The organism is Methylobacterium sp. 13MFTsu3.1M2 (assembly GCF_900112625.1).
GTDB lineage: Bacteria > Pseudomonadota > Alphaproteobacteria > Rhizobiales > Beijerinckiaceae > Methylobacterium.
In genome coordinates this window covers 41,237-67,638 of record NZ_FOMM01000020.1, presented here as the reverse complement: position 1 = coordinate 67,638, position 26,402 = coordinate 41,237, and the positions used below count along the sequence as shown (strand labels likewise).

General features: G+C 72.7%; 23 protein-coding genes and 1 pseudogene. 12 read left to right on the top strand and 12 right to left on the bottom strand.

Annotated elements, in window-relative coordinates; translation table 11 throughout:
* Positions 1 to 17 precede the first annotated feature (17 nt).
* The gene (locus tag BM314_RS20175) at positions 18 to 1,043 is read left to right on the top strand and encodes an MraY family glycosyltransferase (protein WP_244539991.1); all 1,026 of its coding nucleotides are present in this window, start codon (positions 18 to 20) and stop codon (positions 1,041 to 1,043) included.
* Between the two features lie 16 nt (positions 1,044 to 1,059).
* Positions 1,060 to 1,980, top strand: a complete 921-nt coding sequence (locus BM314_RS20170) for an NAD-dependent epimerase/dehydratase family protein (protein WP_091979815.1) — start codon at positions 1,060 to 1,062, stop codon at positions 1,978 to 1,980.
* Positions 1,981 to 1,993: 13 nt separating this feature from the next.
* Here BM314_RS20170 and BM314_RS20165 read toward each other — a convergent pair whose 3' ends face one another.
* Positions 1,994 to 2,917: a class I fructose-bisphosphate aldolase gene (locus BM314_RS20165; RefSeq protein ID WP_020092444.1), complete on the bottom strand. Its 924-nt coding sequence runs from the start codon at positions 2,915 to 2,917 to the stop codon at positions 1,994 to 1,996.
* A gap of 214 nt (positions 2,918 to 3,131) precedes the next feature.
* On the opposite strand from BM314_RS20165, the gene BM314_RS20160 reads away from it, so the two are divergent.
* Entirely contained in the window at positions 3,132 to 3,656 is a 525-nt protein-coding gene (locus BM314_RS20160; protein WP_091979813.1) for a SixA phosphatase family protein, read from the top strand.
* A 4-nt stretch (positions 3,657 to 3,660) separates the two neighbouring features.
* On the opposite strand, the gene BM314_RS20155 is transcribed toward BM314_RS20160, so the two are convergent.
* A complete protein-coding gene (locus BM314_RS20155; RefSeq protein ID WP_056523499.1) occupies positions 3,661 to 4,695 on the bottom strand; it encodes an alpha/beta fold hydrolase in 1,035 nt (344 codons plus the stop codon).
* A 216-nt stretch (positions 4,696 to 4,911) separates the two neighbouring features.
* On the opposite strand from BM314_RS20155, the gene BM314_RS20150 reads away from it, so the two are divergent.
* Together BM314_RS20150 and BM314_RS20145 are read left to right on the top strand one after the other, a co-directional pair.
* Positions 4,912 to 5,394: an Hsp20 family protein gene (locus BM314_RS20150; RefSeq protein ID WP_042673074.1), complete on the top strand. Its 483-nt coding sequence runs from the start codon at positions 4,912 to 4,914 to the stop codon at positions 5,392 to 5,394.
* A gap of 172 nt (positions 5,395 to 5,566) precedes the next feature.
* Entirely contained in the window at positions 5,567 to 6,565 is a 999-nt protein-coding gene (locus BM314_RS20145; protein ID WP_091682363.1) for a l-ornithine N(alpha)-acyltransferase, read from the top strand.
* A 134-nt stretch (positions 6,566 to 6,699) separates the two neighbouring features.
* Here BM314_RS20145 and BM314_RS20140 read toward each other — a convergent pair whose 3' ends face one another.
* The gene (locus BM314_RS20140; RefSeq protein ID WP_026604809.1) at positions 6,700 to 7,149 is read right to left on the bottom strand and encodes a DNA-directed RNA polymerase sigma-70 factor; all 450 of its coding nucleotides are present in this window, start codon (positions 7,147 to 7,149) and stop codon (positions 6,700 to 6,702) included.
* 206 nt (positions 7,150 to 7,355) lie between these two features.
* Between BM314_RS20140 and BM314_RS20135 the strand changes: the two are divergent.
* From BM314_RS20135 to BM314_RS20120, 4 genes and pseudogenes are all read left to right on the top strand, one after another.
* Positions 7,356 to 7,776 (top strand): annotated as a pseudogene (locus tag BM314_RS20135) (Kdo hydroxylase family protein).
* Between the two features lie 16 nt (positions 7,777 to 7,792).
* The gene (locus tag BM314_RS20130) at positions 7,793 to 8,092 is read left to right on the top strand and encodes an antibiotic biosynthesis monooxygenase family protein (RefSeq protein WP_010685588.1); all 300 of its coding nucleotides are present in this window, start codon (positions 7,793 to 7,795) and stop codon (positions 8,090 to 8,092) included.
* 126 nt (positions 8,093 to 8,218) lie between these two features.
* Complete coding sequence (locus BM314_RS20125) at positions 8,219 to 13,525, top strand: alpha-2-macroglobulin family protein (protein ID WP_091979811.1); 5,307 nt, start codon at positions 8,219 to 8,221, stop codon at positions 13,523 to 13,525.
* Between the two features lie 293 nt (positions 13,526 to 13,818).
* Complete coding sequence (locus BM314_RS20120) at positions 13,819 to 14,943, top strand: mechanosensitive ion channel family protein (protein WP_091979809.1); 1,125 nt, start codon at positions 13,819 to 13,821, stop codon at positions 14,941 to 14,943.
* 103 nt (positions 14,944 to 15,046) lie between these two features.
* On the opposite strand, the gene rlmN is transcribed toward BM314_RS20120, so the two are convergent.
* Positions 15,047 to 16,321, bottom strand: a complete 1,275-nt coding sequence (gene rlmN / locus BM314_RS20115; RefSeq protein ID WP_056523509.1) for a dual-specificity RNA methyltransferase RlmN — start codon at positions 16,319 to 16,321, stop codon at positions 15,047 to 15,049.
* 98 nt (positions 16,322 to 16,419) lie between these two features.
* Here rlmN and BM314_RS20110 point away from each other — a divergent pair, with 98 nt between their 5' ends.
* A complete protein-coding gene (locus tag BM314_RS20110; protein ID WP_091979807.1) occupies positions 16,420 to 17,076 on the top strand; it encodes a class I SAM-dependent methyltransferase in 657 nt (218 codons plus the stop codon).
* Between the two features lie 157 nt (positions 17,077 to 17,233).
* Here the strand turns inward: BM314_RS20110 and grxD are convergent, their stop codons facing one another.
* The 5 genes from grxD to recQ all read right to left on the bottom strand — a co-directional run bounded on the left by grxD (position 17,234) and on the right by recQ (position 22,614).
* Entirely contained in the window at positions 17,234 to 17,572 is a 339-nt protein-coding gene (gene grxD / locus BM314_RS20105; RefSeq protein ID WP_012318124.1) for a Grx4 family monothiol glutaredoxin, read from the bottom strand.
* Between the two features lie 39 nt (positions 17,573 to 17,611).
* The gene (locus tag BM314_RS20100; RefSeq protein WP_091979805.1) at positions 17,612 to 18,106 is read right to left on the bottom strand and encodes a DUF29 domain-containing protein; all 495 of its coding nucleotides are present in this window, start codon (positions 18,104 to 18,106) and stop codon (positions 17,612 to 17,614) included.
* Positions 18,107 to 18,129: 23 nt separating this feature from the next.
* Positions 18,130 to 18,366, bottom strand: a complete 237-nt coding sequence (locus BM314_RS20095; protein ID WP_007568343.1) for a BolA family protein — start codon at positions 18,364 to 18,366, stop codon at positions 18,130 to 18,132.
* A gap of 26 nt (positions 18,367 to 18,392) precedes the next feature.
* A complete protein-coding gene (gene purL, locus BM314_RS20090; protein ID WP_091979803.1) occupies positions 18,393 to 20,618 on the bottom strand; it encodes a phosphoribosylformylglycinamidine synthase subunit PurL in 2,226 nt (741 codons plus the stop codon).
* 154 nt (positions 20,619 to 20,772) lie between these two features.
* Positions 20,773 to 22,614, bottom strand: coding sequence for a DNA helicase RecQ (recQ, locus tag BM314_RS20085; protein ID WP_091927279.1), 1,842 nt, complete (start codon positions 22,612 to 22,614; stop codon positions 20,773 to 20,775).
* Between the two features lie 83 nt (positions 22,615 to 22,697).
* Between recQ and BM314_RS20080 the strand changes: the two genes are divergently transcribed.
* A complete protein-coding gene (locus BM314_RS20080) occupies positions 22,698 to 22,937 on the top strand; it encodes a type II toxin-antitoxin system VapB family antitoxin (RefSeq protein WP_056523518.1) in 240 nt (79 codons plus the stop codon).
* Positions 22,937 to 23,338: a type II toxin-antitoxin system VapC family toxin gene (locus BM314_RS20075; protein WP_091979800.1), complete on the top strand. Its 402-nt coding sequence runs from the start codon at positions 22,937 to 22,939 to the stop codon at positions 23,336 to 23,338. The genes BM314_RS20080 and BM314_RS20075 overlap by 1 nt, the downstream gene beginning before the upstream one ends.
* Positions 23,339 to 23,342: 4 nt before the next feature.
* Here BM314_RS20075 and denD read toward each other — a convergent pair whose 3' ends face one another.
* From denD to otnI, 3 genes are read right to left on the bottom strand one after another with little or no spacing between them, the layout of a single operon-like run.
* Positions 23,343 to 24,320 (bottom strand): D-erythronate dehydrogenase, encoded by a 978-nt coding sequence (denD, locus tag BM314_RS20070; protein WP_091979798.1) that lies wholly within the window; start codon positions 24,318 to 24,320, stop codon positions 23,343 to 23,345.
* Between the two features lie 26 nt (positions 24,321 to 24,346).
* Positions 24,347 to 25,621, bottom strand: coding sequence for a 3-oxo-tetronate kinase (gene otnK, locus BM314_RS20065; protein WP_091979796.1), 1,275 nt, complete (start codon positions 25,619 to 25,621; stop codon positions 24,347 to 24,349).
* Complete coding sequence (gene otnI / locus BM314_RS20060; RefSeq protein ID WP_091979794.1) at positions 25,618 to 26,400, bottom strand: 2-oxo-tetronate isomerase; 783 nt, start codon at positions 26,398 to 26,400, stop codon at positions 25,618 to 25,620. The genes otnK and otnI overlap by 4 nt, the downstream gene beginning before the upstream one ends.
* Positions 26,401 to 26,402: the final 2 nt, after the last annotated feature.

Sequence of the window (26,402 nt, the reverse complement as noted above, 5' to 3'; positions counted from 1 at the left end):
CCGCCTTGCCGTCCGCCCTGACCGCGATCCTGCTCCTGGCGGTGCCCCTCGCCGCCGCGCTCTCGGCGGGCCTGATCCTGCGCCTGCGCCCGCTGCTGCAGCGCTACGCTCTGGCCCGGCCGAACGCCCGCTCCAGCCACACCGTGCCGACCCCCCAGGGGGGCGGGATCGCCGTGGTGACGGCGCTGGTCACGATCTCGGGCCTGCTGATCGCGGCGCCGGAGATCGGCGGCCGGCCGGACTGGATCTGGCTCGCCGGCGGAGCCCTGGCCCTGGCGGTCCTCGGCGCCGTGGACGACGTCCGGCCGCTGCCAGCCGCCCTGCGGCTCGCCGTGCAGGCCGTCGTGGTCGGCCTGCTGGTCTGGCACCTGGACGGGCGCCTGCTGCCCGGCCTGCCGCTCTGGCTGGAGCGCGGCCTCGCGCTGCTGGCGGGCCTGTGGTTCGTCAACCTGACGAACTTCATGGACGGGCTCGACTGGATGACGGTCGCGGAGATCGTCCCAGTGGCGGGCGCGCTCCTGCTCATCGGCCTCGCCGGGCACCTGCCGCCGCTGCCGACCCTGGTGGCGGCGAGCCTGCTGGGCGCGGTGCTGGGCTTCGCGCCGTTCAACCGGCCGGTCGCGCGGCTCTTCCTCGGGGATGTCGGCTCGCTGCCGGTCGGGCTCGTCACCGCGTGGCTGCTGTGCCAGCTCGCCCTGGCGGGCGGGCTCGCCGCCGCCCTGCTGCTGCCGCTCGTCTACCTCGCCGATGCCAGCCTGACCCTCGCCGCGCGGGCGGCGCGGGGCGAGCGGGTCTGGGAGGCCCATCGCGGGCACTATTACCAGCGGGCCACCGTCAACGGGCTGTCCGTGCCCGGCGTGGTCGGACGGGTGTTCGCGGTCAATCTCGCCCTGGCGGCGCTCGCCGCCGCGACCTTGTTTTGGCCGTCCTGGCCGGTCACGCTCGCCGCATCGGTCGCCGGGCTCGCCCTGGTTTCCGTCCTGCTCCGCCGCTTCGCCCGCGCCCCGGCGCCGGCCCCAGCCGAAGGTGCCGCCCAGCCGTGACAGAGGCCGCCCAGCCGTGACCGGACTCATCGCGCTCACCGGGGCGACCGGGTTCATCGGCCGCCACCTGCTCGCCGACCTCACCGCGCGCGGCTACCGGGTCCGCGTGCTGCTGCGCCGGCCCACGACCGTGCCGGAGGGCGCGGCGAGCGCGGTCGTCGGCGACCTGACCCGCCCGATCAACATGGCGGCGGCCCTCAGCGGCGTCGACGCGGTGGTGCACTCGGCCGGCCTCGCCCATGCTATGTCGGGGGCACCGGAGGACGACTACCGCACGCTCAATACCGAGGCGACGCGCCGGCTGGCGGAGGCCGCGGCGCGCGCGAAGGTGCGCCGCTTCGTGTTCCTGTCGTCGATCCGCGCGCAGGTCGGGGCGAGCGCGCCGGGCGTGGTCGGGGAGGGCGATCCGCCCCGGCCCACCGACGCCTACGGCCGCTCAAAGCTCGAGGCCGAGGCGGCGCTCGCCGAGACGGGCCTGGACTGGGTCGCGCTGCGCCCGGTCCTCGTCTACGGCGCCGGCGTGAAGGGCAACATGGCCGCGCTCCTGCGACTGGCGCGCAGTCCCTACCCGCTGCCGCTGGGCGGCCTCGCGGCGCGGCGCTCGCTGATCTCGCTGGAGAGCCTGTCGGGTGCCGTGGACGCGGTGCTGGCGGCGCCCGCCCCCCTGAACCGCGCCCTCGTCGCGGCCGATCCGGACCCGCCCAGCCTGCCCGAGATGATCGCGGCCCTCCGACAGGGCCTCGGCCGCGGCCCGGGCCTCGTCCCGGTCCCGGCCGGCCTCCTCCGGCTGGCCTGCCGGCTGACCGGCCGGGACGCGCAGTTCGCCCGCGTCGCCGAGGGTCTCGTCGCCCGCGCCGACGGGCTCGCGTCCCTCGGCTGGCGGCCGGCCGGGCCGACCCGCGACGGGCTCGCCCGGCTGGCCCGCGACGGCGGCTGAACGCGGGGCTGCCTCAGCGGCCCGCGTAGATGTCGGTGATCTTGCCGAGCAGCGACAGGGCGTCCGCCTTCGAGCGCTGGAACGCGTTGCGGCCCACGATCGAGCCGAAGCCGCCGCCCGCCTGGATGGCGCGGATCTCGTCGAGGAAGCTGGCCTCCTCGGCCTGGGCGCCGCCGGAGAAGATCACGATCCGCCGGCCGTTGAACGCGCACTGCACCACGTGGCGGACGCGCTCGGCCGCCGTGCCGATCGGAATGCCGGTCGATTCGTAGACCTTCTTCGCCGCCGGCTGCTCGATATGGGCCGAGGGCAGCTTCACCTTGATGATGTGGGCGCCGAGCTGCGCGGCGATCTGGGCCGCGTAGCCGATCACGTCGATGGCGGTCTCGCCCTCCTTCGACAGGGCCGAGCCGCGGGCGTAGGACCAGATCACCACGGCGAGGCCGACGCTCTTGGCCTCCTCTGCGATCGCGCGGATCTGCCCGTACATGGCGTTGCGGTGGGCGGAGCCCGGGTAGATCGTGAAGCCGATGGCGCAGGCGCCGAGCCGCAGGGCGTCGGCCACCGAGCCGGTGATCGCCTGCTCGGGATCCTCCTCGTCGGCCAGGAGGTCGTGATCGTTGAGCTTCAGGATGAGCGGGATGCGCCCGGCATAGTCGCGCGCGCCCGCCTCGAGGAAGCCGAGCGGCGCCGCGTAGGCGTTGCAGCCCGCCGCCAGGGCCAGCTCGAAATGGTAGTGCGGGTCGTAGGCCGGCGGGTTCGGGCCGAAGCTGCGGGCGGGCCCGTGCTCGAAGCCCTGGTCGACGGGCAGGATCAGCATCTTGCCGGTGCCGCCGAGCTTGCCGTGCTCCAGCATCCGGGCGAGGTTGGTGAGGGTCCCGGGGCTGTCGGCCCCGTACCACGACAGGATCTCGGTGACGCGGGCGGATCGGTCCATCGGGCAGCCTCCTGGCCAGAGACCGTCGCGCCGCGGATCGGGCCGCGGGCCGTGCTGCGGACGGCTCCCGGTCGGAACGGTGCGGGCAAAGCCGCGGTTCCCGCACGCGGCGCTTTCGGCTAACCGGGCGGGAGCGGGCGCCGCCCGGTCCGGTCGCGCGCGCCCGGACCGGCAGCCCCGAGACCGGCCCACGAGACGCGTCAGAGGTTCGCTCATGCGCAGGCTGATCCTGCTGCGGCACGCCAAGTCCGACCGTCCGCCGGGCGTGGCGGACCACGAGCGCCCGCTCAACGCGCGCGGGGACCGGGCCGCCCCTGCGGTGGGCGCCCACCTCGCGCGGGAGGGCCTGTGCCCGGACCTCGCCCTGGTCTCCACCGCCACGCGGACCCGCGAGACCTGGGCCGCGATGGAGGCGGCCCTCGGCAGCCCCGAGACGCGCTGGCATTCCGAGATCTACGAGGCGCCGGCGGACCGGATCCTCGGGGTGATCCGGCAGGCGCCCGACGCGGCCGCCACGCTGATCGTCGTCGGCCACAATCCGGGCCTCGGCGACCTCGCCGCAATCCTCGCGGGCTCGGGACCGCGGGCGGCCCGGGACCGGCTGGCCCTGGAATTCCCGACCGCGGCCTTCGTGGTGATCGACTTCGACGGCGACCGCTGGGCGGAGATCGCGCCGGACCGCGGGCACCTCGACCGGTACGTGCGCCCGCGGGACATCGACCCGGATCTCGGCGGCTGACGCCTCAGGCGACCGGCACCGCCACGGCGTGCGCCTCGACCTCCGCGTGGGTCGGCAGGGGCGAGCCCGGCACGAAGGCCTCGAAGGCCGCCCAGAAATCCTGCCGGATCGCGTCGCGCTCGGTCAGGATCTCGTGCCGGGAATCCGGCAGGACCAGGATATGGCCGGCCTTCAGCCGGGCGGCGAAGCGTTCGGTCTCCGCCGTGCCGCAGACGGGGTCGGCGCCCGCCGCGACGATCAGGGTCGGCAGCCCGATCCGCGGCGCCGCCCGCGGGTCGCGCAGCCGCGCCATCGCGCGGAACGCCTCGGCGAGCCACGCGATCGTCGGGTCGCCGACCGCGCCGGCGCCGACCTGCCGCGCCGCCGCGGCGTTGCGGGCGTAGCGGATGGGATCGCGCGACAGGCGGTTGCCGGCGTACGGGTTGGTGGCGATCGAGACCGGCTTGCCGAACGGGATGTAGCGGCTCCCGAGGCCGAGCCTCTGCAGGCCCCGCGACAGGATCGCGGCGCCGGCCGGCCAGCGGACCATCCGGATCGACAGCATCGGCGCCAGGGTCACCAACCGCCGGAACGGCAGCGCCCCGTCGAGGGCCGCGAGGAGGGCGACGCATCCGCCCATGGAATGCGCGAGGCCGACATGGGGCTCGGGCATCAGCGGCACCAGGATCGTCTCGGCCACCGCCCGCAGGTCGAGCCGGTAATCGTCGAACCGGGCGACGTGGCCCTTGTGGGGGTCGTCGACCCGGCGGTCCGATTCGCCCTGGCCGCGCCAGTCGAACGCCACGACCGCGAAGCCCCGGGCGCGCAGCTCGTGGATCGTCTCGTAGTACTTCTCGATGAACTCGGCCCGGCCCTGGAGCAGGCAGACCGTGCCCCGGCAGGTGCGCGCCGTGGTCTGCCAGTAGGCCGCCCGCAGGGTGCAGTCGTCGCGCGTGCCGACGGCGATCAGCGTGCCGCCCGGCGGGACCGGGTTGTCGGGCGTGCTGCGCAGGGTCAGGAGCGGCGGCTCGCGCCCGGTGTCACCGTCGAAGCGTCTCACTGGCCTCACCTCAGCGCCTCCGCGCATCGTCCGATACACGCCCGGATGCACTCTGCGACCGTAGCGAAAAATCTCGTTTCCGACCCTCACCGGGGGTCTTGAAGCGCGATTTTCCCCCTCCGATATCTCGTCTGTGCCGGCCGTCAGGCGGCACGAGAGACGGGTCCGGCCCATCGGGCGGACCGGAATTGCATGTTGCTCAGACGAGGATATGTCATGCGTCAGTTCGATCTCGCTCCCCTGTACCGCTCCACCGTCGGCTTCGACCGCCTGTTCTCCGCCCTCGATCAGTTCGCGAGCGCCGAGGCGGCCCCGACCTACCCGCCCTACAACATCGAGCGGACCGGCGAGAACGCCTACCGCATCACCGTCGCGGTCGCCGGCTTCACCGAGTCAGACCTGTCGATCGAGGTGCGGGAGAACGCCCTCACGCTGAAGGGCGAGCGCAAGGCCGAGGGCAGGGCGGAGTTCCTGCACCAGGGCATCGCGGCCCGCGCCTTCGAGCGGCGGTTCCAGCTCGCCGACCACGTCCAGGTGACGGGTGCGGCGCTCGAGAACGGCCTCCTCCACATCGACCTCGTCCGCGAGGTTCCGGAGGCGAAGAAGCCCCGTCGCATCGAGATCGCCTCGGCGGCGCGCCCCAGCGCCCCGGTGATCGAGGGCGACGTCCGCAAGGACGCGGTCCAGCAGGCCGCCTGACCCCGCCCCGCGGGGGAACCGTCAGGTCCATATCAGGTACCGATGAGGTTCTTGGAGCGCCCCGGCCCCGGCCGGGGCGCTTTCTCGTGGCGGCTGTCATAATGGCGTGTGGCCGTCGTGCTCTCTGTCGGATTCGACGGTGCACGGACGCGCACCCGGAGTGAACCCGACGATGGTCGCCAATCTCGCCCGCGGAGCCTACAGCGCGCTCGGAGCCGGCTGGCACAGGGGCGTGCAATGGGGCGTCGGCGCGCCGATCGCCAAGCTGCGCCGCCGGTCGGTCCCGCTGCCGGGCGTCGCGGGCGTGGGCGGAATCGACGACGTGCTCTCGGCCGAGCGGGCGATCCGCCTGCCCGAGCCGTTCGAGGGCCGCAGCCTCGGCCGCATCGGCAGCCTCGAGGTCCGGCTGGCGACGCGGAAATCGGAGATCCGGCGGGCCCAGCGGCTGCGCTACAAGGTCTTCTACGAGGAGATGTCGGCGGTGCCCTCCGGGCTCGCCGCCCTGTCCCGCCGCGACGTCGACGGTTACGACGCGGTCTGCGACCACCTCCTCGTCCTCGACCACGCGGCGCCGCGGCGGAAGAAGCCCTTCGTCGAGCCGCGCCCGAAGGTCGTCGGCACCTACCGGCTGTTGCGCGGCGAGGTGGCCGAGCGGCATACCGGCTTCTACTCGGAGAGCGAGTACGACCTCGCGCCGCTTCTCGCCGCGCAGGGGCACCGGCGGCTCCTAGAGCTCGGCCGCTCCTGCGTGCTCAAGCCCTACCGGAGCAAGCGGACCGTCGAGCTGCTGTGGCAGGGGATCTACGCCTACGTCCTGCACCACCGGATCGACGCGCTGATCGGCTGCGCGAGCCTGGAGGGCACCGACCCGGACCGGCTGGCCCTGCCGCTCGCCTTCCTGCACCACCACGCCCGCGCGCCGGAGGGCTGGCGGGCCCGGGCGCTGCCGGAGCGGGCGGTGGCGATGGACCGGATGCCGCGCGAGGCGGTGGACGCCAAGGCGGCCCTGCAGGCGCTGCCGCCACTGATCAAGGGCTACCTGCGCCTCGGCGCCACCTTCGGCGACGGCGCGGTGATCGACCGCCAGTTCGGAACGACGGACGTGTTCGTCGCGCTGCCGGTCGAGGTGATCGGGGCGCGCTACCGGGGCCATTTCGCGCCGGCCGGGTGAGAGCGCGGGGCATCGGAGGCGGGAGCCCGTACCGTCCTCGCGAGCAGAGCGGAGCGATCCAGCGTCGCCGCGCTTCGCAGGGTCGCGCTGCCCTGGGTTGCTCCGATCCGCGCGAGGACGACGGCGGCCGCCCCTCAGAGATCCCCCAGCGCCAGCTGACCCTGGTTGCGCGCCTTCGGCGGCGCGGCCTTGCGCTCCTTGGCCCGCCCGGAGGCGGGGCGCGCGGCGGCCGCCTTCCTGGGCTTCGGGTCGCCGCGCATCCGGGCCACCGCCTTGTCGCGGGCCACGGCCTCCGGGGCGTTCGGGTCGTCGCTCAGCCACTTGCCGCGCTTGATCACCTCGTTCACGCGGCCCTGGTTGACCCCGACCTTGAAGGCGATCTCCTGCTGGGTCATGCCCGTCGTGGCGTGCAGGTCCAGGATCGCCCGCGCGAGTTCCGGGGTCATCTTCTGTCCGGTCAGCCGCCGGGCGGGCTTCACCGTCCGGGTGGCGCGGTCGCGCTCGCGCAGGCGCTCCAGCAGCGCCAGCGCCATGTTCATGCCGTGCTCGCGCAGGGCCTCCTCGAATTCCTTCAGGGTCGCCATCGGCGCCATCCTCCGCCGGGCTCTCGGGCCGGGTGCTGGCCGGGGAACGTGCCGGGAACGAAGCGGTTGCGCAAGCCGATCCGGCGGGTGCCCACCGCCGCGCCGGTGGATGACACCCGCCGTCCACCGGAAATGCGCGGCCCTGGCCTCCCCCCGGCGGCTCCGCTAGAGGGGGCCGGACCGTGACGGCCGCGGGCGCGCAGACGATGATCACCCCGATCCGCAGAATTGTCCCCGGCGAGGCGTCCGGCTCCCGGGCGCGGGGGCTGGAGGCCGCGGCGGTGCTGCTGTTCCCCGATCTGCCCTTCCCGTTCAGCGCGTTCGAGCGCCGGTTCACCGAGCGACCCTTCGCGGACGGCAGGGCCGAGAACGTCAGCATCCGCGGCGCGGCCGCCGAGCTGCGCGGCGCGGCCGGCACGCCGGAGGTGCAGGAGTTCCTGCGCCGGCTGCTGATCCGCGTCCCCGCCTTCACCCGGGACCCTCTCGGACCTCGTGATGCACGGTGCCATGGGCGGCCGCTACATGCTGGAGCAGACCGCCTACCTGCCGGTCGCCGCCCAGGCCGACCCCACCTTAAGCCCGCAGCGCATCCTCGCGGCCAAGCTCGGCCGCGCCCGTCGCACCTGAGACAGGAACCGCACCGATGATCCTCGAAATCGCGCAGATCGAGATCAAGCCCGGCCTCGAGGCCGAGTTCGAGAAGGGCATCACCGAGGCCTCGGCGATCTTCAAGCAGGCCAAGGGCTGCCGGCACTTCGAGGTTCGGCGCTCGATCGAGCATCCGCAGCGCTACCGCCTGCTGATCCACTGGGACACGCTGGAGGCCCACACCAAGGACTTCACCGGCTCGCAGCCCTGGCAGGATTACCGCGCCCTGGTCTCCCACTGCTTCGCCGGCCCGGTCGCCGTCGAGCACGCCGAGCAGGTGCTGAAGGCGTTCTGAGCCTCGGCGCGAGGCCGGGCGGGGCCTACAGCGATCCGAAGCGTTGCGAGCCCGACCGCCGGTGCTAGGCTCCCGCGCGACGGGACCCGGAACGAATCATCGGGATTGCGGGTGGGGAACAGGCTGATGGCGCGGCTCGGACGGCTCGCGGGTGCCCTGGCGCTCCTCGGAGGAATCGCCGGCAATCCGGCCCTCGCCCAGACCTCGCCAGCCCTGTCCCCACCTGCGGCCCGCACCGCGCCCCGCCCGGCGACGGCTGTCGCCGCGCCGTTCGCCAGGACCTTCGTCCGGGCCGACCTCGCCAGCGCGGCGGTCCGCCTGGAGACCGCGCTGAAGGCGGAGGCCGGGGGCCCGCTGCGGCCCGCCGGCCAGTCCCGCGCGGCCGGGCTGGCCCTGCTCGCCGCCGACAAGCCCGACGAGGCGCTGGCGCCTTTGACCGCCGCGGTGGCGGCCGATCCCGCCGACGCGCGCAACTGGCAGGCCTATGCCCGGGGGGCCGCGGCGGCCCTGGGTACCCTCGAGGACAACGACTACCAGGGCCGGTCGCGTCTGCGCGGGCGGGTGACGGCCGCCGCCTACCGCGCCTACGAGCGCGCCGGCACGGCGGCCGACGCCGCAGCCGCGCTGGCGGCGCTCGGCGCCGCCGAGGCCGAGCAGGAATCGTGGCGCCCGGCGCTCGACGCCTACGCGGCGAGCCTCGCCCTGGCCGAGACCGGTTCGGTCCGGGAGACCTACGAGACCGTGCGGGCGCAGCACGGCTTCCGCATCCTCGACTACAAGGTCGATTCCGACGCGGCCGCTCCCCGGGCCTGCTTCACCTTCTCGGAGGCGATCCGCCCCAAGACCGACTACGCCCCCTTCGTGGCCGTCTCCGGCAGCAGCGCGGCCGCCGTGACCGGGGAGGGCTCTCAGGTCTGCGTCGACGGACTCAAGCACGGCGGCCGCTACGCCATCGTGGTCCGCCAGGGCCTGCCCTCCGCGGTCGGCGAGAGCCTGCTCAAGGCCGCCGATTACGAGATCTACGTCCGCGACCGCGCCCCGCAGGTGCGCTTCACCGGGCGCAACTACGTCCTGCCCCGGACGGGCCAAGCGGGCGTGCCCCTGGTCTCGGTGAACGCGCCGAAGCTCGACGTCGAGGTTCTGCGGATCGGCGATCGCGGCCTGCTGCCGACCCTGCGGTCGGAGGACTTCCTGGGCCAGCTCAGCGGGTCCACCGCCCGGACGATCGCGTCTGAGAAGGGTCAGCGCGTCTGGAAGGGCACCCTCGACACCGCCAAGGCCGAGCTGAACCAGGAGGCCGTCACCGCCTTCCCGGTCCTTCAGGCCGTGGGCAAGCTCGAGCCCGGCCTCTACGTGATGCTGGCCCGCCCCTCCGGCACGGCCGCCTCCGACGAGGAGTACGACACCCAGGCGACCCAGTGGTTCGTGGTCTCCGACCTGGGGCTCACCGCCACCAAGGGCCGGGACGGGGTCACCGTGGTCCTGCGCTCGCTCGCCTCCGCGCAGGTGATGCCGGGCGCCGAGATCCGGCTTGTCGCCCGCAACAACGAGGTGCTGGGCACCCGGACCACGGACGCGCAGGGCCACGTCGCCTTCGATCCCGGGCTCGCCCGCGGGGAGGGCGGTCTGGCGCCGAGCCTCGTGGTCGCCCAGGCGGGCGGCGATTACGGCTTCCTCGACCTCAACCTCGGCGCCTTCGACCTCACCGACCGCGGCGTGAAGGGACGGCCCGAGACCGGCGGCCTCGACGCCTACCTGTTCCCGGAGCGCGGGGTCTACCGCACGGGCGAGACCGTCCAGCTCACCGCCCTGCTGCGCGACCCCCGCGGCGCCGCCGTGCCGGACCTGCCGCTGACCCTGGTGGTGAAGCGGCCGGACGGCGTCGAGTACCGGCGCGTCTCGGTGCCCGACCAGGGGCTCGGCGGCCGGGCCCTGCCGCTGCCGCTCCTGTCGGGGGCGATGCACGGCACGTGGCGGGTCTCCGCCTACACGGACCCGAAGGCGCCCGCGATCGGCGAGACCAGCTTCCTCGTGGAGGATTACGTCCCCGAGCGGCTGGAGGTGACCCTCAAGGCCCGGCAGGCGGCCCTGAACCGGGGCGAGGCCGCGCAGGTCGACGTCGCCGCCCGCTACCTCTACGGCGCCCCGGGCTCCGATCTCGACGTGTCGGGCAGCGTGACCGTGCAGGCGGCGGCCACCAGCGGCATCAAGGGACTGGAGACTTATTCCATCGGTCTCGACGACGAGGCCGTGGAGCCGACGACCCAGGAGTTGCAGGACCACGCCACCACGAACGCGCAGGGCGCCGCCACCGTCACGGTGCCGGTGCCCCAGGTCGCGGCGCCGCGGGCGCTGGAGGCGAAGATCACGCTGGCGGTCGGCGAGCCCGGAGGCCGGGCGCTGTCGCGCAGCCTGACCCTGCCGATCCTCCCGGCGAGCCCGGTCCTCGCCCTGCGCAAGGGCTTCACCGACCTCAAGGAGGGCGGGATCGCCGGCTTCGACGTGGTGTTCGCGCGCCCCGACGGGGCGCTCGTTGCCCGGCCGGGCGTGAGCTGGACCCTGTCGCGGATCGACTCCTCCTACCAGTGGTACCGGGCGGACGGGCGCTGGTCGTTCGAGGCGGTGAAGTCCGCCCGGCGCGTCGCCAGCGGCACCGTCGACCTCACGGCCGCCGGCCCGAGCCGGATCGAGGCGCCGGTCGGCCTCGGCCGCTACCGGCTGGAGGTCTCGACCGCGGGCGCTCCGGAGGCGGGTGCGAGCCTCGGCTTCGAGGTGGGCTGGGGCGGCTCCGAGACCGCGGAGGCGCCCGACCTGCTCGACCTGACCCTCGACAAGGCCGCCTACGCCGCCGGCGACACGCTGCGGGCCAAGCTCAGCCCGAAGTTCAAGGGTCAGGCCAGCTTGATGGTCGTCAGCGACCGCGTGCACCAGACCCTGGAGGTCAGCGTGCCGGAGGGCGGCACCACGGTCAGCATCCCGGTGAAGGCCGAGTGGGGCGCCGGCGCCTACTTGGTGGCCACCGCCTACCGGCCCCTCGACCAAGCGGCCAAGCGCCTGCCCGGCCGGGCGCTGGGTCTGGCGTGGTTCTCGGTGAACCGGGAGCGCCGCAGCCTCGGGGTCGCCCTGAAGGCGCCGGAGCGGGCGCGCCCGCGCCAGGACCTGACCCTGCCGGTCCAGCTCACCGGGCTGAAGGCCGGCGAGCCGGCGCGGATCACCGTGGCCCTCGTCGATGTCGGCATCCTCAACCTGACCCGCTACGCGGCGCCGGACCCGACCCAGTACTTCCTCGGCCAGCGGGCACTCGGGCCGGAGGTCCGCGACCTCTACGGCTACCTGATCGACGGCATGCAGGGCTCGGCCGGGGCGATCCGCTCCGGCGGCGACGCGGGCGGCGGCGAGCTCGCCGATTCCCCGCCGACCCAGGCGCCGCTGGCGCTCTATTCCGGCGTCGTGACCGTGGGGCCGGACAGCGCGGCCAGCGTCACCTTCCCGATCCCGGCCTTCAACGGCACCGGCCGCGTCATGGTCACCGCCTGGAGCGGCGACCGGGTCGGGCAGGCCCAGGCCGACGTGATCATCCGCGACCCGGTCGTGCTCAGCGCCACGCTGCCGCGCTTCCTCGACACCGGCGACCGCTCGCGCCTGTTCGTGGCCCTCGACAACGTCGAGGGGCAGGCGGGCGAGTACACGGTCGACCTGAGCCCGACCGGCCCGGTCGTGGTCGGCGCCAGCGCGCTGCGCCAGACGCTGCGGCTGGAGGCCGGCGCGAAGGGCCAGTTCGCGATCCCCCTCACCGCCGCCGGACCCGGCACGGCCCGGCTCGACCTCGCCCTGTCGGGGCCCGGCCTCCCGGCCGCCCTCAACCAGAGCTTCGCCCTCGGGATCTCGCCGGGGACGGGCGCCCTGCTGCGCCGCTCGGTGCGCAGCCTCGCCCCGGGGGCGAACCTGACGCTGACCTCGGACCTCCTCGCCGACCTGCAGCCGGGCACCGGCAGCGTCTCGCTCTCGGCCACGGCCCTGCCGGGGGTCGACGTGGCGGCCCTGCTCCGGGCGCTCGACCGCTACCCCTACGGCTGCTCCGAGCAGGTGGTGAGCCGGGCGATGCCGCTGCTCTACGTCAACAAGCTCGCGGCGCTGGAGAAGCTCGCCCTCGACAACGGCGCCGACGAAAGGGTGCGCGAGTCGATCGAGCGCCTGCTCGCCCGCCAGGATTCGAGCGGGGATTTCGGCCTGTGGTCGGCGCAGGGATCGAGCGACCTCTGGCTCGACGCCTACGTGACCGACTTCCTGACCCGCGCCCGCGAGCGCAACTTCGCGGTGCCGCAGAAGGCCTTCGCCCAGGCCCTCGACTACCTGCGCAACGCGGTGGCCAACGCCACCGAGGTGCGCAACGGCGGCGCCGACCTCGCCTACGCGGCGTACGTGCTCGCCCGGAACGGGCGGCCGGTGATGGGCGACCTGCGCTACCTCGCCGACACCAAGATCGGCGACTTCTCCTCCGCCCTCGGGCGCGCGCAGCTCGCCGCCGCCCTGGCGCTGCTCGGCGACCGCGGCCGCGCCGCCAAGACCATGGAATCGGCGCTCACGGTCCTGCGCGCCGAGCGCGACAAGGGTGTCTACCGCGCCGATTACGGCTCCCGCCTGCGCGACGGAGCCGGGCTGATCACGCTCGCCGCCGAGAGCGGGCTGGCGCAGGGGGCGCTGGGCCCCGCGGCTTCCGTGCTCGGCGAGGAGCAGCAATCCGAGCGCTCGACGAGCACGCAGGAGAATGCTTGGCTGGTGCTCGCCGCCGAGAGCCTGTCGAACGAGGCGGGCACCCTCTCGTTCACCCTGGACGGCGCCTCGCAGACCGGCCTGCTGGCCCGGGTCTATCGGGAGGCGGCCCTGGCCGACCGAGGCGTTCAGCTCACCAATACCGGCCGCGCGCCTGTGCAGGTGGCCGTGACCGTCAACGGCAGCCCCCTGGTGCCGGAGCCGGCGGCGCAGCAGGGCTACACGATCGAGCGCAGCTTCCGCCGCCTCGACGGCAGCGTCGTCGATCCGGCGAGCGGCCTGCGCCAGAACGACAGGCTGGTGGTGGTGCTCAAGGTCACCGAGGCCAAGGCGGAGGCGGCGCGGCTCCTGCTGGTCGATCCGCTGCCGGCGGGGCTGGAGATCGACAATCCGAAGCTCCTCGACGCCGACGCACTCCAGGGGCTCGCCTTCGCCAAGTCCGACGTGCAGCCGGTCCACACCGAGTTCCGGGACGACCGGTTCGTGGCCGCCTACGACCGCGACCCGAGCCAGTCGGCCTTCTTCACGGTGGCCTACACGGTGCGTGCGGTCTCGCCGGGGACCTACGTCCATCCGGGCGCCACCGTGGAAGACATGTACCGGCCGGCGCGGTTCGGCCGGACCGCCTCGGGCAGCGTGACGGTGGGGGCGGCCAAGTAGGGCGGCCGGCGTTCGCGCGCTCCGCTCGACTTCAACCTCCCGTCATCGCCAGCGCAGCGAAGCGACCCAGGGCCAGCGCGCCGTCGGTGAGCGTGGCGCTTCCCTGGATTGCTTCGCTCCGCTCGCAAGGACGGTGGTGCTGAGGGCATCGTCCGGCCTCGGCCTCGAGCACGGAGGCGCAACCCGCCGGGCCGGGCTGCTGCGTTGCGGCAGGCACATGGTGCGCTGCGGAACCGCCGCGAGCGCCCACCCATTCCCACAGGTCCCGTTCGGAACCCGTGGAGCGATGCCCGATGCCGGACCTCGACGCGCTCGCCGGCTCCGCAGCTCGCGCGCTGGCCTACCTGCCGTGGTGGGCCGAGAGCCTGATCCTCATCGTCGCCTGCTGCGCCGTGGTGATGCCCCTGCACGGGATCGTCTACCGGGCGATGAAGCGGGCGGTCGCGACCAAGAGCCTGTTCTGGCGCTCGCTGGTGTCGCGTACCCGCGGGCCGAGCCGCCTCGGTCTGATCGTGGTGGCGATCAGCCTCGCTTCGACCACCGTGCACCTGTCCTGGGAGGTGCGGATCGCCCTCAACCAGATCCTGCTGGTGGCCTTCGTGACGCTGACCGGCTGGTGCTGCGCCACCGCGCTCCACATCGCCACGGTGATCTACCTGCGGCGGTTCAAGCTCGACGCCGAGGACAACCTCCTGGCGCGCAAGCACTTCACGCAGATGCGCATCCTGGAGCGGGCCGGCGTGACGCTGGTTGCGCTCGTCACCCTGTCGGTGGCGCTGATGACCTTCGAGCCGGTGCGCCAGTACGGCGTCAGCCTGCTCGCCTCGGCGGGCGCGGCGGGCCTCGTCCTCGGTCTCGCCATGCAGCCGGTCCTGTCGAATCTCGTGGCCGGTATCCAGATCGCCATCACGCAGCCGATCCGGATCGAGGACGCGATCATCGTCGAGAACGAGTGGGGCTGGGTCGAGGAGATCACCGCGACCTACGTGGTGGTCCGCCTCTGGGACTGGCGCCGGCTGGTCCTGCCGCTGACCTACTTCATCCAGAAGCCGTTCCAGAACTGGACCCGCGACGGCGCCTCGCTGATCGGCAGCGTGTTCGTCTACGTCGACCACCGGGCGCCGGTGGCAGCGATGCGCGAGAAGCTCGCCGAGATCGCCGGGGCCACGCCCCTGTGGGACGGCAAGGTGGTGAACCTCCAGGTCTCGGACGCGAAGGAATCGACGATCGAGATCCGAATGCTGGTGAGCGCCCGCAACGCGCCCCAGGCCTGGGACCTGCGCTGCGTGGTCCGCGAGGCGATGATCACGTGGCTCCAGGCCGAGCACCCGGAGGCCCTGCCGCGGCACCGCACGGAATGGGTCGGGGCCGCGGAGATGCCGCTTCGCCGTGCGGAGGAGCGGCGGTTTGCGGCGTGAGCCACCTCGTCATCGCGAGCGCAGCGAAGCGACCCAGGGCCGCGCGCCATCTGTGCGCGTGGCGCTACTCTGGATTGCTTCGCTGCGCTCGCAAAGACGGGTGTCAGTCGTCGGCGCCAGCGTAGAAACTCTCCACGCCGATGCCCTCCTCCTGCATCAGCCGGGCGCGGGCGCGCAGCTTCTCGGTCTCGCTCTTGAGCTGGCCGCAGGCCGCCAGGATATCCCGGCCGCGGGGCGTACGCACCGGCGAGGCGTAGCCGGCGTTGAACACGATCTCGGAGAAGCGCTCGATCCGGTCCCAGTCCGAGCACTCGTAGCGGCTGCCCGGCCAGGGGTTGAACGGGATCAGGTTGATCTTGGCCGGTATGCCCTTGAGCAGGCGCACCAGCTCCCGCGCGTCCGCGTCCGAATCGTTGACGCCCTTCAGCATCACGTACTCGAAGGTGATCCGGCGGGCGTTGCTCAGGCCCGGATAGGCCCGGCAGGCCGCGAGCAGCTCGGCGATCGGGTATTTCCGGTTGAGCGGCACCAGCTCGTCGCGCAGGTCGTCGCGCACGGCGTGGAGCGAGATCGCCAGCATGGCGTTGGCCTGCTCGCCGAGCCGCGGGATCTGCGGCACGACCCCCGACGTCGAGACCGTGATCCGGCGGCGGGACAGGGCGAGCCCCTCCTGGTCCGACATCACCCCGACAGCGTCGACCACGGCGTCGAGGTTGTAGAGGGGCTCGCCCATGCCCATGAACACGATGTTGGTCACGAGCCGGCCGACCTCGCCGGAGCCGCCGGCGTCGCGGCTCGGCATCTGGCCGGGCCAGTCGCCGAGCTCATCCCGGGCGGTGACGAGCTGCTGCACGATCTCGGCCGCCGAGAGGTTGCGCACGAGGCGCTGCGTGCCGGTGTGGCAGAACGAGCAGGTCAGCGTGCAGCCGACCTGGGAGGACACGCACAGCGTGCCGCGGTCGGGCCCCGGAATGTAGACGCACTCGATCTCGGCGCCGCGGTTGTGCTCCTGCCGGTTGGTCGGCGCCATGCGCAGGAGCCACTTGCGGGTGCCGTCGCGCGAGACCTGCCGGCTCGCCACCTCCGGCCGCTCCAGGGTGAAGTGCTCGGCGAGCTGCGCCTTCAGCGCCTTGCCGACATTGGTCATCTCGGCGAAGTCGGACGCCCCGCGGAAATTGACCCAGTGCCAGACCTGGCCGGCGCGCATCCGGCTCTCGCGCTCGGGCACGCCCATGCCGATGAGCTGCGCCTTGAGGGCGTCGCGGGTCAGGCCGACCAGCGAGGGGCGGCGGCCGGGCAGCGCCTCGGGGAGGAGATCCGGCGCCTTCTCGATCGCGGCATCGGCCGCGCGGGCGCTGTCGAGCGACGGCGTCGCCATGGCGTTCAAACGATCCATACGTTGGAAAGGGTCTGATATACGCGATCGCGGCAGCGAAGGCGAATGCGTGCCGCCCACAGGGGCCCTGACGGAGAGCCATGGCGACCGACACCCGAGCCGGGCAGGCGATCTACAATCCGCGGACGCTGCAGATCTACGACCTCGTCGTGCTGCGCCTGTCGAACCCGCTGATCTGGCGCTGCCCCACGGCGCGGATCCTGGATCTCTACGACCGGCACGCGGGCCTCGCGCATCTCGACGTCGGGGTCGGGACCGGCTGGTACCTCGACCGATGCCGGTTCCCGGCGCCCGCGCCGCGGGTCGGCCTGATGGACCTCAACGCCGACAGCCTCGCCTTCGCGGCCGACCGGATCGCGCGCTACCGGCCCGAGACCTACCGGGTCGACGTGCTCGGCGCCCCGGCCACCGGCATCGCGCCGTTCGACTCGATCGGGATGACCTACCTGCTGCACTGCCTGCCGGGCGACATCGCCGCGAAGACCAAGGCCTTCGACACGGTGCGGCCCTGCCTAGCCGACGACGGCGTGGTGTTCGGCGCCACGATCCTCGCGGGCGGCGTCCCGACCACGGGCGCGGCGCGGGCGCTGATGCGGGTCTACAACCGCAAGGGGGTGTTCTCGAACGCCGCCGACACCCTGCCGGACCTGCGCGCGGCGCTGGACCGGCGCTTCAGGTCGGTCGAGATCACGGTCGTCGGCTGCGTGGCGCTGTTCGTCGCGCGGGAGCCGCGCTGATCCATTCGCCGTCTTTGCGAGCGCAGCGAAGCAATCCAGCGGCGCCACGCCCGCCGAGATCGCGCTGCCCTGGATTGCTTCGCTCCGCTCGCAAAGACGGGCACGAAAAAGGGCGCCCGCGGGCGCCCTCATCCGACGTGCCGAGTCCCTGAAAAAATCAGGCGGCGGCGGTCTTCACCGGCACGCCCTTCTCGGACAGGAAGGTCTGCAGCTCGCCCGACTGGAACATCTCGCGAGTGATGTCGCAGCCGCCGACGAACTCGCCCTTCACGTAGATCTGCGGGATGGTCGGCCAGTTCGAGAAGGCCTTGATGCCCTCGCGGATCTCCTGGTCGGCCAGGACGTTCACGCCCTTGAACGGCACGCCGAGGTAGTTGAGGATCTGCACCACCTGCCCCGAGAAGCCGCATTGCGGCATCTGCGGCGTGCCCTTCATGAACACCACCACGTCCTGGGAGGCGATCTCGTTCTGGATGGTCGTGTTGACGTCGGTCATCGCTCTGTCCTTGCTTATCGCTTGTATGTGAGGCCTGAATCAGCGGCGCGCAACCGACGCGGCGATCGTACGAAGTGCGCGCTCTATGTCGAAAGTCTCGGTCAGCAGATCCTCAGGACGGAACGGGCAGGCCTCCGGCAGCCCCGGGAGCAGTGCGTTCCCATAGGCGCTAAGACCAGCCTCGGCCGCCGTGACGGCCGATTTCCAAATCCTGTTCCAGTTCAGCCTTTGCCGCATCGACGCTTCGTAGGTGTTCCGGGCGGTGATCTGGAAGGTCGCGATCTCCTCCCGCCAGTGCAGGCTGGCCGGTGCGAGCGGGGCGGATGCGCGCTTGAGGAGGTGGGCGAGCGTCTGGATCAGCAGACCTTCGACGGCCCGCAGATGCGAACGCCCAACGCTTTCGATCTCCTCGGCAACGTTCTCCCAATCGACCGCGTTCGACAGCTCAGGTCGTTCGGCCAGCGCGCGCAGGGCCGCCGCCTGCTCCTCGGCCCAGGTCACGATGTCGTCGTCGTAGAGACCCGGTCGATCCATCGGGAGCGCTCCCGCCAGAAGGCTCAATCCTGCGGGACGCCCGTGGTCAGCGCAAGGGCGTGGAGCACGCCGCCCATCCGGCCCTGGAGGGCGCCGTAGACCATCTGGTGCTGCGCGACCCGGGTCTTGCCCTTGAAGGCCGCCGACAGGACGGTGGCGGCGTAGTGGTCGCCGTCGCCCGCGAGGTCGCGGATCTCCACCTGCGCGTCCGGCAGGGCCTCGCGGATCATGCGCTCGATCTCGCCCGCATCCATCGGCATCGGGAAACTCCTCGTCAGAACGGGGCTCAGGCGGCCGGCGCGGCCGGCTGGCTCGCCATGTAGTCGGGCAGCCAGCCCTCGTGCGCCGCATCCAGGTCGGCGAGCGATATGGTCTCGCCGCCCGGCAGGGTCAAACGGTCGGAGCCCGCGACGCCGACCGAGGCCGCGGCCACGCCCTGTGCCGCGGCGGCCGCGAGGAGGTCGGTCGCCGCCTCCGGCCGCACCGCCAGCAGGTAGCGGCCTTGATCCTCGCCGAAGAGGTAGGCGTGGGCCGGCAGGTCCACCGGCACGTCGGAGAGCGCCGCGCCGATCCGGCCCGCCATGGCCATCTCGGCGAGCGCGACGGCGAGGCCGCCATCCGCGAGGTCGTGGACCGTGTCGACGGTGCCGGCCTGGATCAGGCCGCGGACGAAGTCGCCGTTGCGGCGCTCCAGGGCGAGGTCGACTGGGGGCGGCGCCCCCTCCTCGCGGCCCTCGATCACCGACAGGTAGGCCGACTGACCGAGCCAGCCCTCGCTGTCCCCGATCAGCACCAGCACGTCGCCTTCGCGCTTCAGGGCGATGGTCGCGTGGCGCGCCACGTCGTCCAGCACGCCGACGCCGCCGATGGTCGGGGTCGGCAGGATGCCGACGCCGTTGGTCTCGTTGTAGAGCGAGACGTTGCCCGACACGACCGGGAAGTCGAGCGCCCGGCAGGCCTCGCCGATGCCCTGGAGGCAGCCGACGAGCTGGCCCATCACCTCGGGCTTCTCGGGGTTGCCGAAGTTCAGGTTGTCGGTGATGGCGAGCGGCTTGGCGCCGACCGCCGTGATATTGCGCCACGCCTCGGCCACGGCCTGCCGGCCGCCCTCGACCGGGTCGGCCTCGCAGTAGCGCGGGGTCACGTCGCAGGTGAGCGCCAGCCCCTTCGGCCCGTCCTCGACCCGCACGATGGCGGCGTCGCCGCCGGGCTTCTGGACGGTGTTGCCGAGGATGAAGTGGTCGTACTGCTCGAACACCCAGCGCTTCGAGGCGAGGTCGGGTGAGCCGACGAGGCGCTTCAGCGCGTCGGTGAGCGAGGCCGGGGCCGCCACATCGGCGGCCGCGATCACCGGCTGGTGCGTGTTGGCGAGGTGCGGCCGGTCGTAGAGCGGGGCCTCGTCGCCCAGTTCCTTGATCGGCAGGTTGGCCACGGTCTCACCGTGCCATTTGATCACGAAGCGCAGCGTGTCGGTGGTCCGGCCGATGACCGCGAAGTCGAGCCCCCACTTCACGAAGATGGCTTCGGCCTCGGCCTCCATGCCGGGCTTGAGCACCATGAGCATGCGCTCCTGGCTCTCCGAGAGCATCATCTCGTAAGGCGTCATGCCCTCCTCGCGGGCCGGCACCTTGTCGATGTCGAGCTCGACGCCGAGGTCGCCCTTGGCGCCCATCTCGACCGCCGAGCAGGTGAGGCCGGCCGCGCCCATGTCCTGGATGGCGATGACCGCGCCCGAGGCCATCAGCTCCAGGCAGGCCTCCAGCAGCAGCTTCTCGGCGAAGGGGTCGCCGACCTGCACGGTCGGGCGCTTCGACTCGGATTCCTCGTCGAACTCGGCCGACGCCATGGTGGCGCCGTGGATGCCGTCGCGGCCGGTCTTGGAGCCGAGATAGACGATCGGGTTCCCGACGCCGGCGGCGGCCGCGTAGAAGATGCCGTCGGTGCGGGCGAGCCCCACCGCCATGGCGTTGACCAGGATGTTGCCGTCGTAGCGCTTGTGGAAGCCGGTCAGGCCGCCGACCGTCGGCACGCCGAAGGAGTTGCCGTAGCCGCCGACGCCCGCGACCACGCCCGAGACGAGGCTGCGGGTGCGCGGGTGGTCGGGGGAGCCGAAGCGCAGGGCGTTGAGCGCCGCGATCGGCCGCGCGCCCATGGTGAAGACGTCGCGCAGGATGCCGCCCACGCCGGTCGCCGCGCCCTGGTAGGGCTCGATGTAGCTCGGGTGGTTGTGGCTCTCCATCTTGAAGACGCAGGCGTGGCCGTCGCCGATGTCGATGACGCCCGCGTTCTCGCCCGGCCCCTGGATCACCCACGGCGCCGAGGTCGGCAGCCCGCGCAGGTGCTTGCGGGAGGACTTGTAGGAACAGTGCTCGTTCCACATGGCCGAGACGATGCCGAGCTCGGTCAGCGTCGGGTCGCGCCCGATCAGGCCGCGGAAGCGCTCGTACTCGTCCGGCGTCAGGCCGTGCTGGGCCACGAGCTCGGGGGTGATCGGAACGTCGTTGCGGAACATGGGCGGTCTCGACGAGGGCGGTCCGGGAGCCCCGGCAGGGCCCTCGACCCGATGCGCGACCCGAACCGGGCCGCGCGCGGCGACGGTGACGGATTAGTGCGTTCCGCCACCGCGTTGCAATACGCCGGCCCTGCTGGCCGTGTATGGGTGCCGGTCACGCCGCTGGCGGATGGGCCAGAAAATCGGCGATCGCGGCCACGAACCTGTCGCCGTAGGCCTCGCGCTTGCGCTCGCCGACCCCGTGGACGGTGCGCAGCGCCCAGAGATCGACGGGCTTCTGACGGGCCATCTCGATGAGGGTCCGGTCCGGGAAGACCATGAAGGCCGCGATGCCCTCGGCCCGGGCGAGCGTGGCACGCAGGCCGCGCAGGTGCTGGAACAGCGCCTCGTCGGTCTCCGAGAGGGCGATCTCGCCGTCCTCGCGGGCGGCGGCCCGGCGGCGCTCGCGGGACTCGGTCTTCGGCTCCGGATCGGGGCGGAGCTGGACCGGCTCCCGGCCGAACAGGATCGCCTCGCCCTTCTCGGTCATGGACAGGCCGCCGTAGCCGTCGGCGTTCTCGGCGATCGCCCCGGCGGCGAAGAGCTGGCGCAGGATCGCCCGCCACGCCGCCACCGGCTTGTCCGCCCCGACCCCGAAGGTCTTGAGGCTCGCGTGGCCGTTGCGGCGGATCTGGTCGCTCTCCTTCCCGTGGACCACGTCGCAGATATAGGCCGCGCCGAAGCGCTGGCCGGTGCGCACGATCGCCGACAGGATCTTCTGGGCCGGGACCGTCCCGTCCACGAGGGTGACGCCGCCGCGGCACAGGTCGCAGCGGCCGCAAGCACCGCTCGACTCGCCGAAATAGGCGAGCAGCGACTGGCGGCGGCAGGTGGCGCCCTCGCACAGGGTGATCATCGCCTCGAGCTTGCGCCGCTCGACCCGGCGGCGGTCGTCCGAGATCTCCTTCTCGTCGATCTGGCGGCGGCGGAGCGCCATGTCGTCGAGGCCGTAGAGGGTCAGGGTGTCGGCGGGCAGCCCGTCGCGGCCGGCGCGGCCGATCTCCTGATAGTAGCCCTCGACGTTGTTGGGCATGTCGGCGTGGCAGACGAAGCGCACGTCCGGCTTGTTGATGCCCATGCCGAAGGCGACGGTGGCGGTCATCACCACCCCGTCCTCCTGCAGGAACCGGTCCTGGTTCGCCATCCGCGTCGCTTGGTCGAGGCCGGCATGGTAGGGCAGGGCGTCGAACCCGTCCTTCCGGAGGGTTTCGGCCAGCTGCTCGGTGCGCTTGCGCGACGAGCAGTAGATGATCCCGCTCTCCGCGCGCCGGTGCTTCAGGAACCGCTCGATCTGCCGGGCCGGGTTGTCCTTGGGCTGGAAGGTCAGCCGGATGTTCGGCCGGTCGAAGGAGTGGACGAAGATCTTCGGGGGCCGGTCCTGCGGGAACAGGCGCTCGGCGATCTCGGCGCGGGTCGCGGCGTCGGCGGTGGCGGTGAGCGCCAGGGTCTGGACGTTGCCCAGCGCCGTCCGGGCGCGGGCGATCTCGCGGTACTCCGGCCGGAAATCGTGGCCCCACTGCGAGACACAGTGGGCCTCGTCGACGGCGAGCCGCCGGACGCCGGCGCCGCGCAGGGCGTCCATGCAGCCGTCCATCAGCAGGCGCTCGGGGGAGACGAACAGCAGCCGCAGGTCGCCGGAGCGCAGGGCGCGCCACGTCTCGCGGGACTCGGATTCCCCGACCGTGGAGTTCAGGGTCGCGGCGCGGATGCCGACGCTGCGCATCTGCTGCACCTGATCGTGCATCAGCGCGATCAGCGGCGAGACCACCACGGTGAGCCCCGGATCGACCAGGGCCGGGAGCTGGTAGGTCATCGACTTGCCCGAGCCCGTGGGCATCACGGCGAACACGTCGGTCCCGTCGAGCACCGCGCCGATCACCTCGTCCTGGCCGGGGCGGAAATCCTCGTAGCCGAACGTCTTCTTCAGCGCGGCGCGGGCCTCGTCGAGGCGGGTCATCGGTATCCTTGATCGGGTGTCTGCACCGGGCTTGCGGCGCGGATGTGTAGACACTAGCCTCAGCTGTCTACACGGAGGCGATCGTGCCGCTCAACATCCGCAGCGAAGTGGTGAATCAGCTGGCCGAGAAGCTGGCATCGCGGGCCGGCGTGAGCAAGACCGAGGCGGTGCGGATCGCGCTTCAGAACGAGCTGGATCGGCGGGAAGAGTCGCTGACCGAATTTCTGGAGAAGATCCGCCCGATACAGGAGGCCCTTGCCGCCTACCCGAAGACCGGCCTCAAGGCCGACAAGACCTTCTACGACAGCCTCTATGAGGACTGATGTTCATCGATGCGTCGGCGCTGGTGGCGATCCTGTGCCAGGAGCAGGGATATGAACGGGTGGCAGATTGTCTCCGCCAAGCTCCGCATCGTCTGACCAGCGCCCTCGCCCAGTTCGAGGCTGTCGTGGCGGTGGCTCGCATTCGGTCGCTGCCGCCTGAGACCGCCGAGAGACTCGTGAACAGCTTCCGCGAGACGATCGGTATCGGGATGGTCTCCCTCGGCCTTGCAGAAATCCGCATCGCCGTTGCGGCCCATGCCCGCTACGGCAAGGGCCGCCACCCGGCGCGCCTGAACCTCGGCGACTGCTTCGCCTATGCCTGCGCACAGGTGCACGGCGTGCCGCTGCTCTACGTCGGCGACGATTTCCCGCAGACCGACATCCGCTCCGCCCTCGCCTGAGGCTTCAGCCCCCGTGGAACTCGGCCACGTGCTGGGCCACGATCGCGTCGAAGGATTCATCCGCCCGGAAGCCCAGGGCCAGGGCGGCCTCCGGCTCGAACGCCTCCGGCCAGGAGCCGACGATCCGCGCGATGGTGGCGTCGGGTTCGCGCCGGATCAGCGCCACGGCCTTGTCGCCCGCCGCGCGGCGCAGAGCCTCGATCTCCTCCGCCACCGTCGCCGAGACGCCCGGCATGGTCAGGCTGATCCGCGGGCCGATCGCCGCGAGGTCGAGCCCGGCCGCGTGCGTGAGGAAGCCCACCGCCGCCGCGGGGCTGGCGAACCAGTGCCGGACCGTGTCGGGCACCGGCAGGATCGCCTCCTGGCCGGCGAGCGGCTCGCGGATGATGCCCGAGAAGAAGCCCGAGGCCGCCTTGTTGGGCTTGCCCGGCCGCACGCAGATCGTCGGCAGCCGCAGGCCGATCCCGTCGAGGAAGCCGCGGCGCGCGTAGTCGGCGAGCATGAGCTCGCCCATGGCCTTCTGGACCCCGTAGGAGGAGGCGGGGCGCAGGATGTGGTCGTCCGGGATGACCTTGGGGAAGGGCGGCCCGAACACCGCGAGCGAGGAGGTGAAGACCAGCTTCGGCCGGTAGCCGTCCGCCGCGCTGGCCGCCCGGATCGCGTCGAGGAGCAGGCGGGTGCCGTCGAGGTTGACCCGGTAGCCCAGCTCGAGGTTCGCCTCGGCCTCGCCGGAGACCACGGCGGCGAGGTGGAAGATGACCCCCGGCCGCTCGGCGATGGCGGCCTCGGCGGCGCCGGGCGCCGTGAGGTCGGCGGCCTCGGCCCGCACCGGGCCGGAGAAGCCCTCGGGCGCTGAAGGCGGGACCACGTCGAGGAGCGTGAGGGCGGTGAGCGGCACACCGCCGACCCGGCCGTCCTTCACCAGGGCGTCCACGAGGCGGCGGCCGATCATGCCGGCGGCGCCGAGTATCAGGGCGTGCATGGAAAACCTCCCGTCGGGTTGTGGCGTCAGGCCATCATGTCGAGGGCGCGGCCGAAGAAGTCGGCGCCGCCGAAATTGCCGGATTTGAGGGCGAGCAGCATCGGCTCGGGCCGGCCCGCCGTGCGCAGCACCGGCACGCCCGCGGCGATCTCGGGCCCGAGCAGGAAGGCGGTGAGGCCCAGCCGGTCGACCACCGCGCCGGAGGTCTCGCCGCCGGCGACGACGAGCCGGCGCACCCCGCGGGCGACGAGGCCCTCGGCGATCGCCGCCAGCGCCGCCTCGATGGCGTGGCCGGCTGCGTCGACGCCGTGGGCGGCCTGGAGCGCGCGCACCGCCTCGGGCGGGGCCGAGGTGGCGATCAGTACCGGGCCCGAGGCCAAGTGCTTGTCCGCGAACGCCAGGGCCTCGGCCACCACGTCGTCGCCCGCGAGCAGCCGCGCCGGATCGAGGCGCAGCACCGGCATGATCGTTTCCGCGGCGGCGACCTGCTGGAGGGTCGCCTGCGAGCAGCTGCCGGCGAGGCAGGCGGAGGCGCCACCCACCGGTTCGCCCACGGCCGCGCCGGCGGCGTCCTTGGTTCCCCGCCCGTCGGCCGCGAGCGCCCGGGCGAGGCCGAGGCCGAGGCCGGACGCGCCCACCGAGAACTTGCGGCCGACGATCGCCCGGCCGAGCACCTCGAGGTCGCTGTCGAAGATCGCGTCCGCGATGGCGGCGCCCTTGCCCTCCTGCGCGAGGGCGTCGAGGCGGGCGGCCACGGCCTCCGCGCCCTTCGCCACCGTGGCGGTGTCGATCAGGCCGACGGGACTGCCGCTCTGGCGCCCGAGCACGCGCACGAGGTTGGCGTCGCGCATCGGGTTCAGCGGGTGGTCCTTGAGCGGGCTCTCGTTCAGCGGCACTGAGCCGACGAACAGGTTGCCCTGGTAGACGCTCCGCCCGGTCTCGGGGAAGGCCGGGGTGACGAGGGCGACGGTCTCGCCCGCCTCCGCCCGCAAGGCGTCCATCACGGGACCGATATTGCCCGCATCGGTGGAGTCGAAGGTCGAGCAGACCTTGAACATCACGTGGGCCGCGCCCCGGGCCCGCAGCCAAGCTTCCGCCTCGCGGGAGCGCGCCACGGCCTGGTCGGCGGGGATCGAGCGGCTCTTGAGGGCCACCACCACCGCGTCGGCCTCCGGCAGCGACCGGCCGTCCTCAGGCACGCCGATGGTCTGGATCGTGCGCAGGCCCGCCTTGGTCAGCGTGTTGGCGAGGTCAGAGGCGCCCGTGTAGTCGTCGGCGACGCATCCCAACGCGAGGCTCATCGGGCGCTCCCCTTGTAGGCGGCGAGCCAGCCGAGGCCCGCGACGGTGTCGGCGGCCGGAATGTACTCGCAGCCGACGAAGCCGCGGTAGCCGAGCCGGTCCAGCTCGTCGAACAGGAAGAAGTCGGCCATCTCGCCGGTCCCGGGCTCGTGCCGCTCGGGCACGCTCGCGGTCTGGACGTGGCCGATGAGCGGCATCAGGGCGCGCAGCCGCACGGTCACGTCGCCGTGCAGGATCTGGCAGTGGTAGAGGTCGAACTGGAGCTTCAGGTTCGGCAGGGCGAGCTCGCGGATCAGGTCGGCCGCGCGGCCGAAATCGTTGAGGAAGTAGCCCGGCATGTTGCGGCCGTTGATCGGCTCCAGGACGAGGTCGAGGCCGACCGGCGCCAGCCGCTCCGCCGTCCAGGTCACGGCCCGGCGGTAGGATTCGACCGCCCTGGGATCGTCCCACGGGGCGAGGCCCGCCATGAGGTGGAGCCGGCCGACGCCGGTCGCCTCGGCGTAGCGGAGCGCCGTGTCGACCCCCGCCTTCAGCTCGTCGAACCGCTCGGGGAAGGCCGCGATCCCGCGCTCGCCCTGGGCGAAGTCCCCCGGCGGCAGGTTGAACAGGGCCTGGGTCAGGCCGTTCGCCCGGAGCCGCGCGCCGATGTCGTCCGGCGCATGCTCGTAGGGGAACAGGAACTCGACGGCGTCGAACCCGGCCTTGGCGGCGGCCTCGAACCGGTCGAGGAACGGCACCTCGTTGAACATGAGGCTCAGGTTGGCGGCGAAGCGCGGCATGG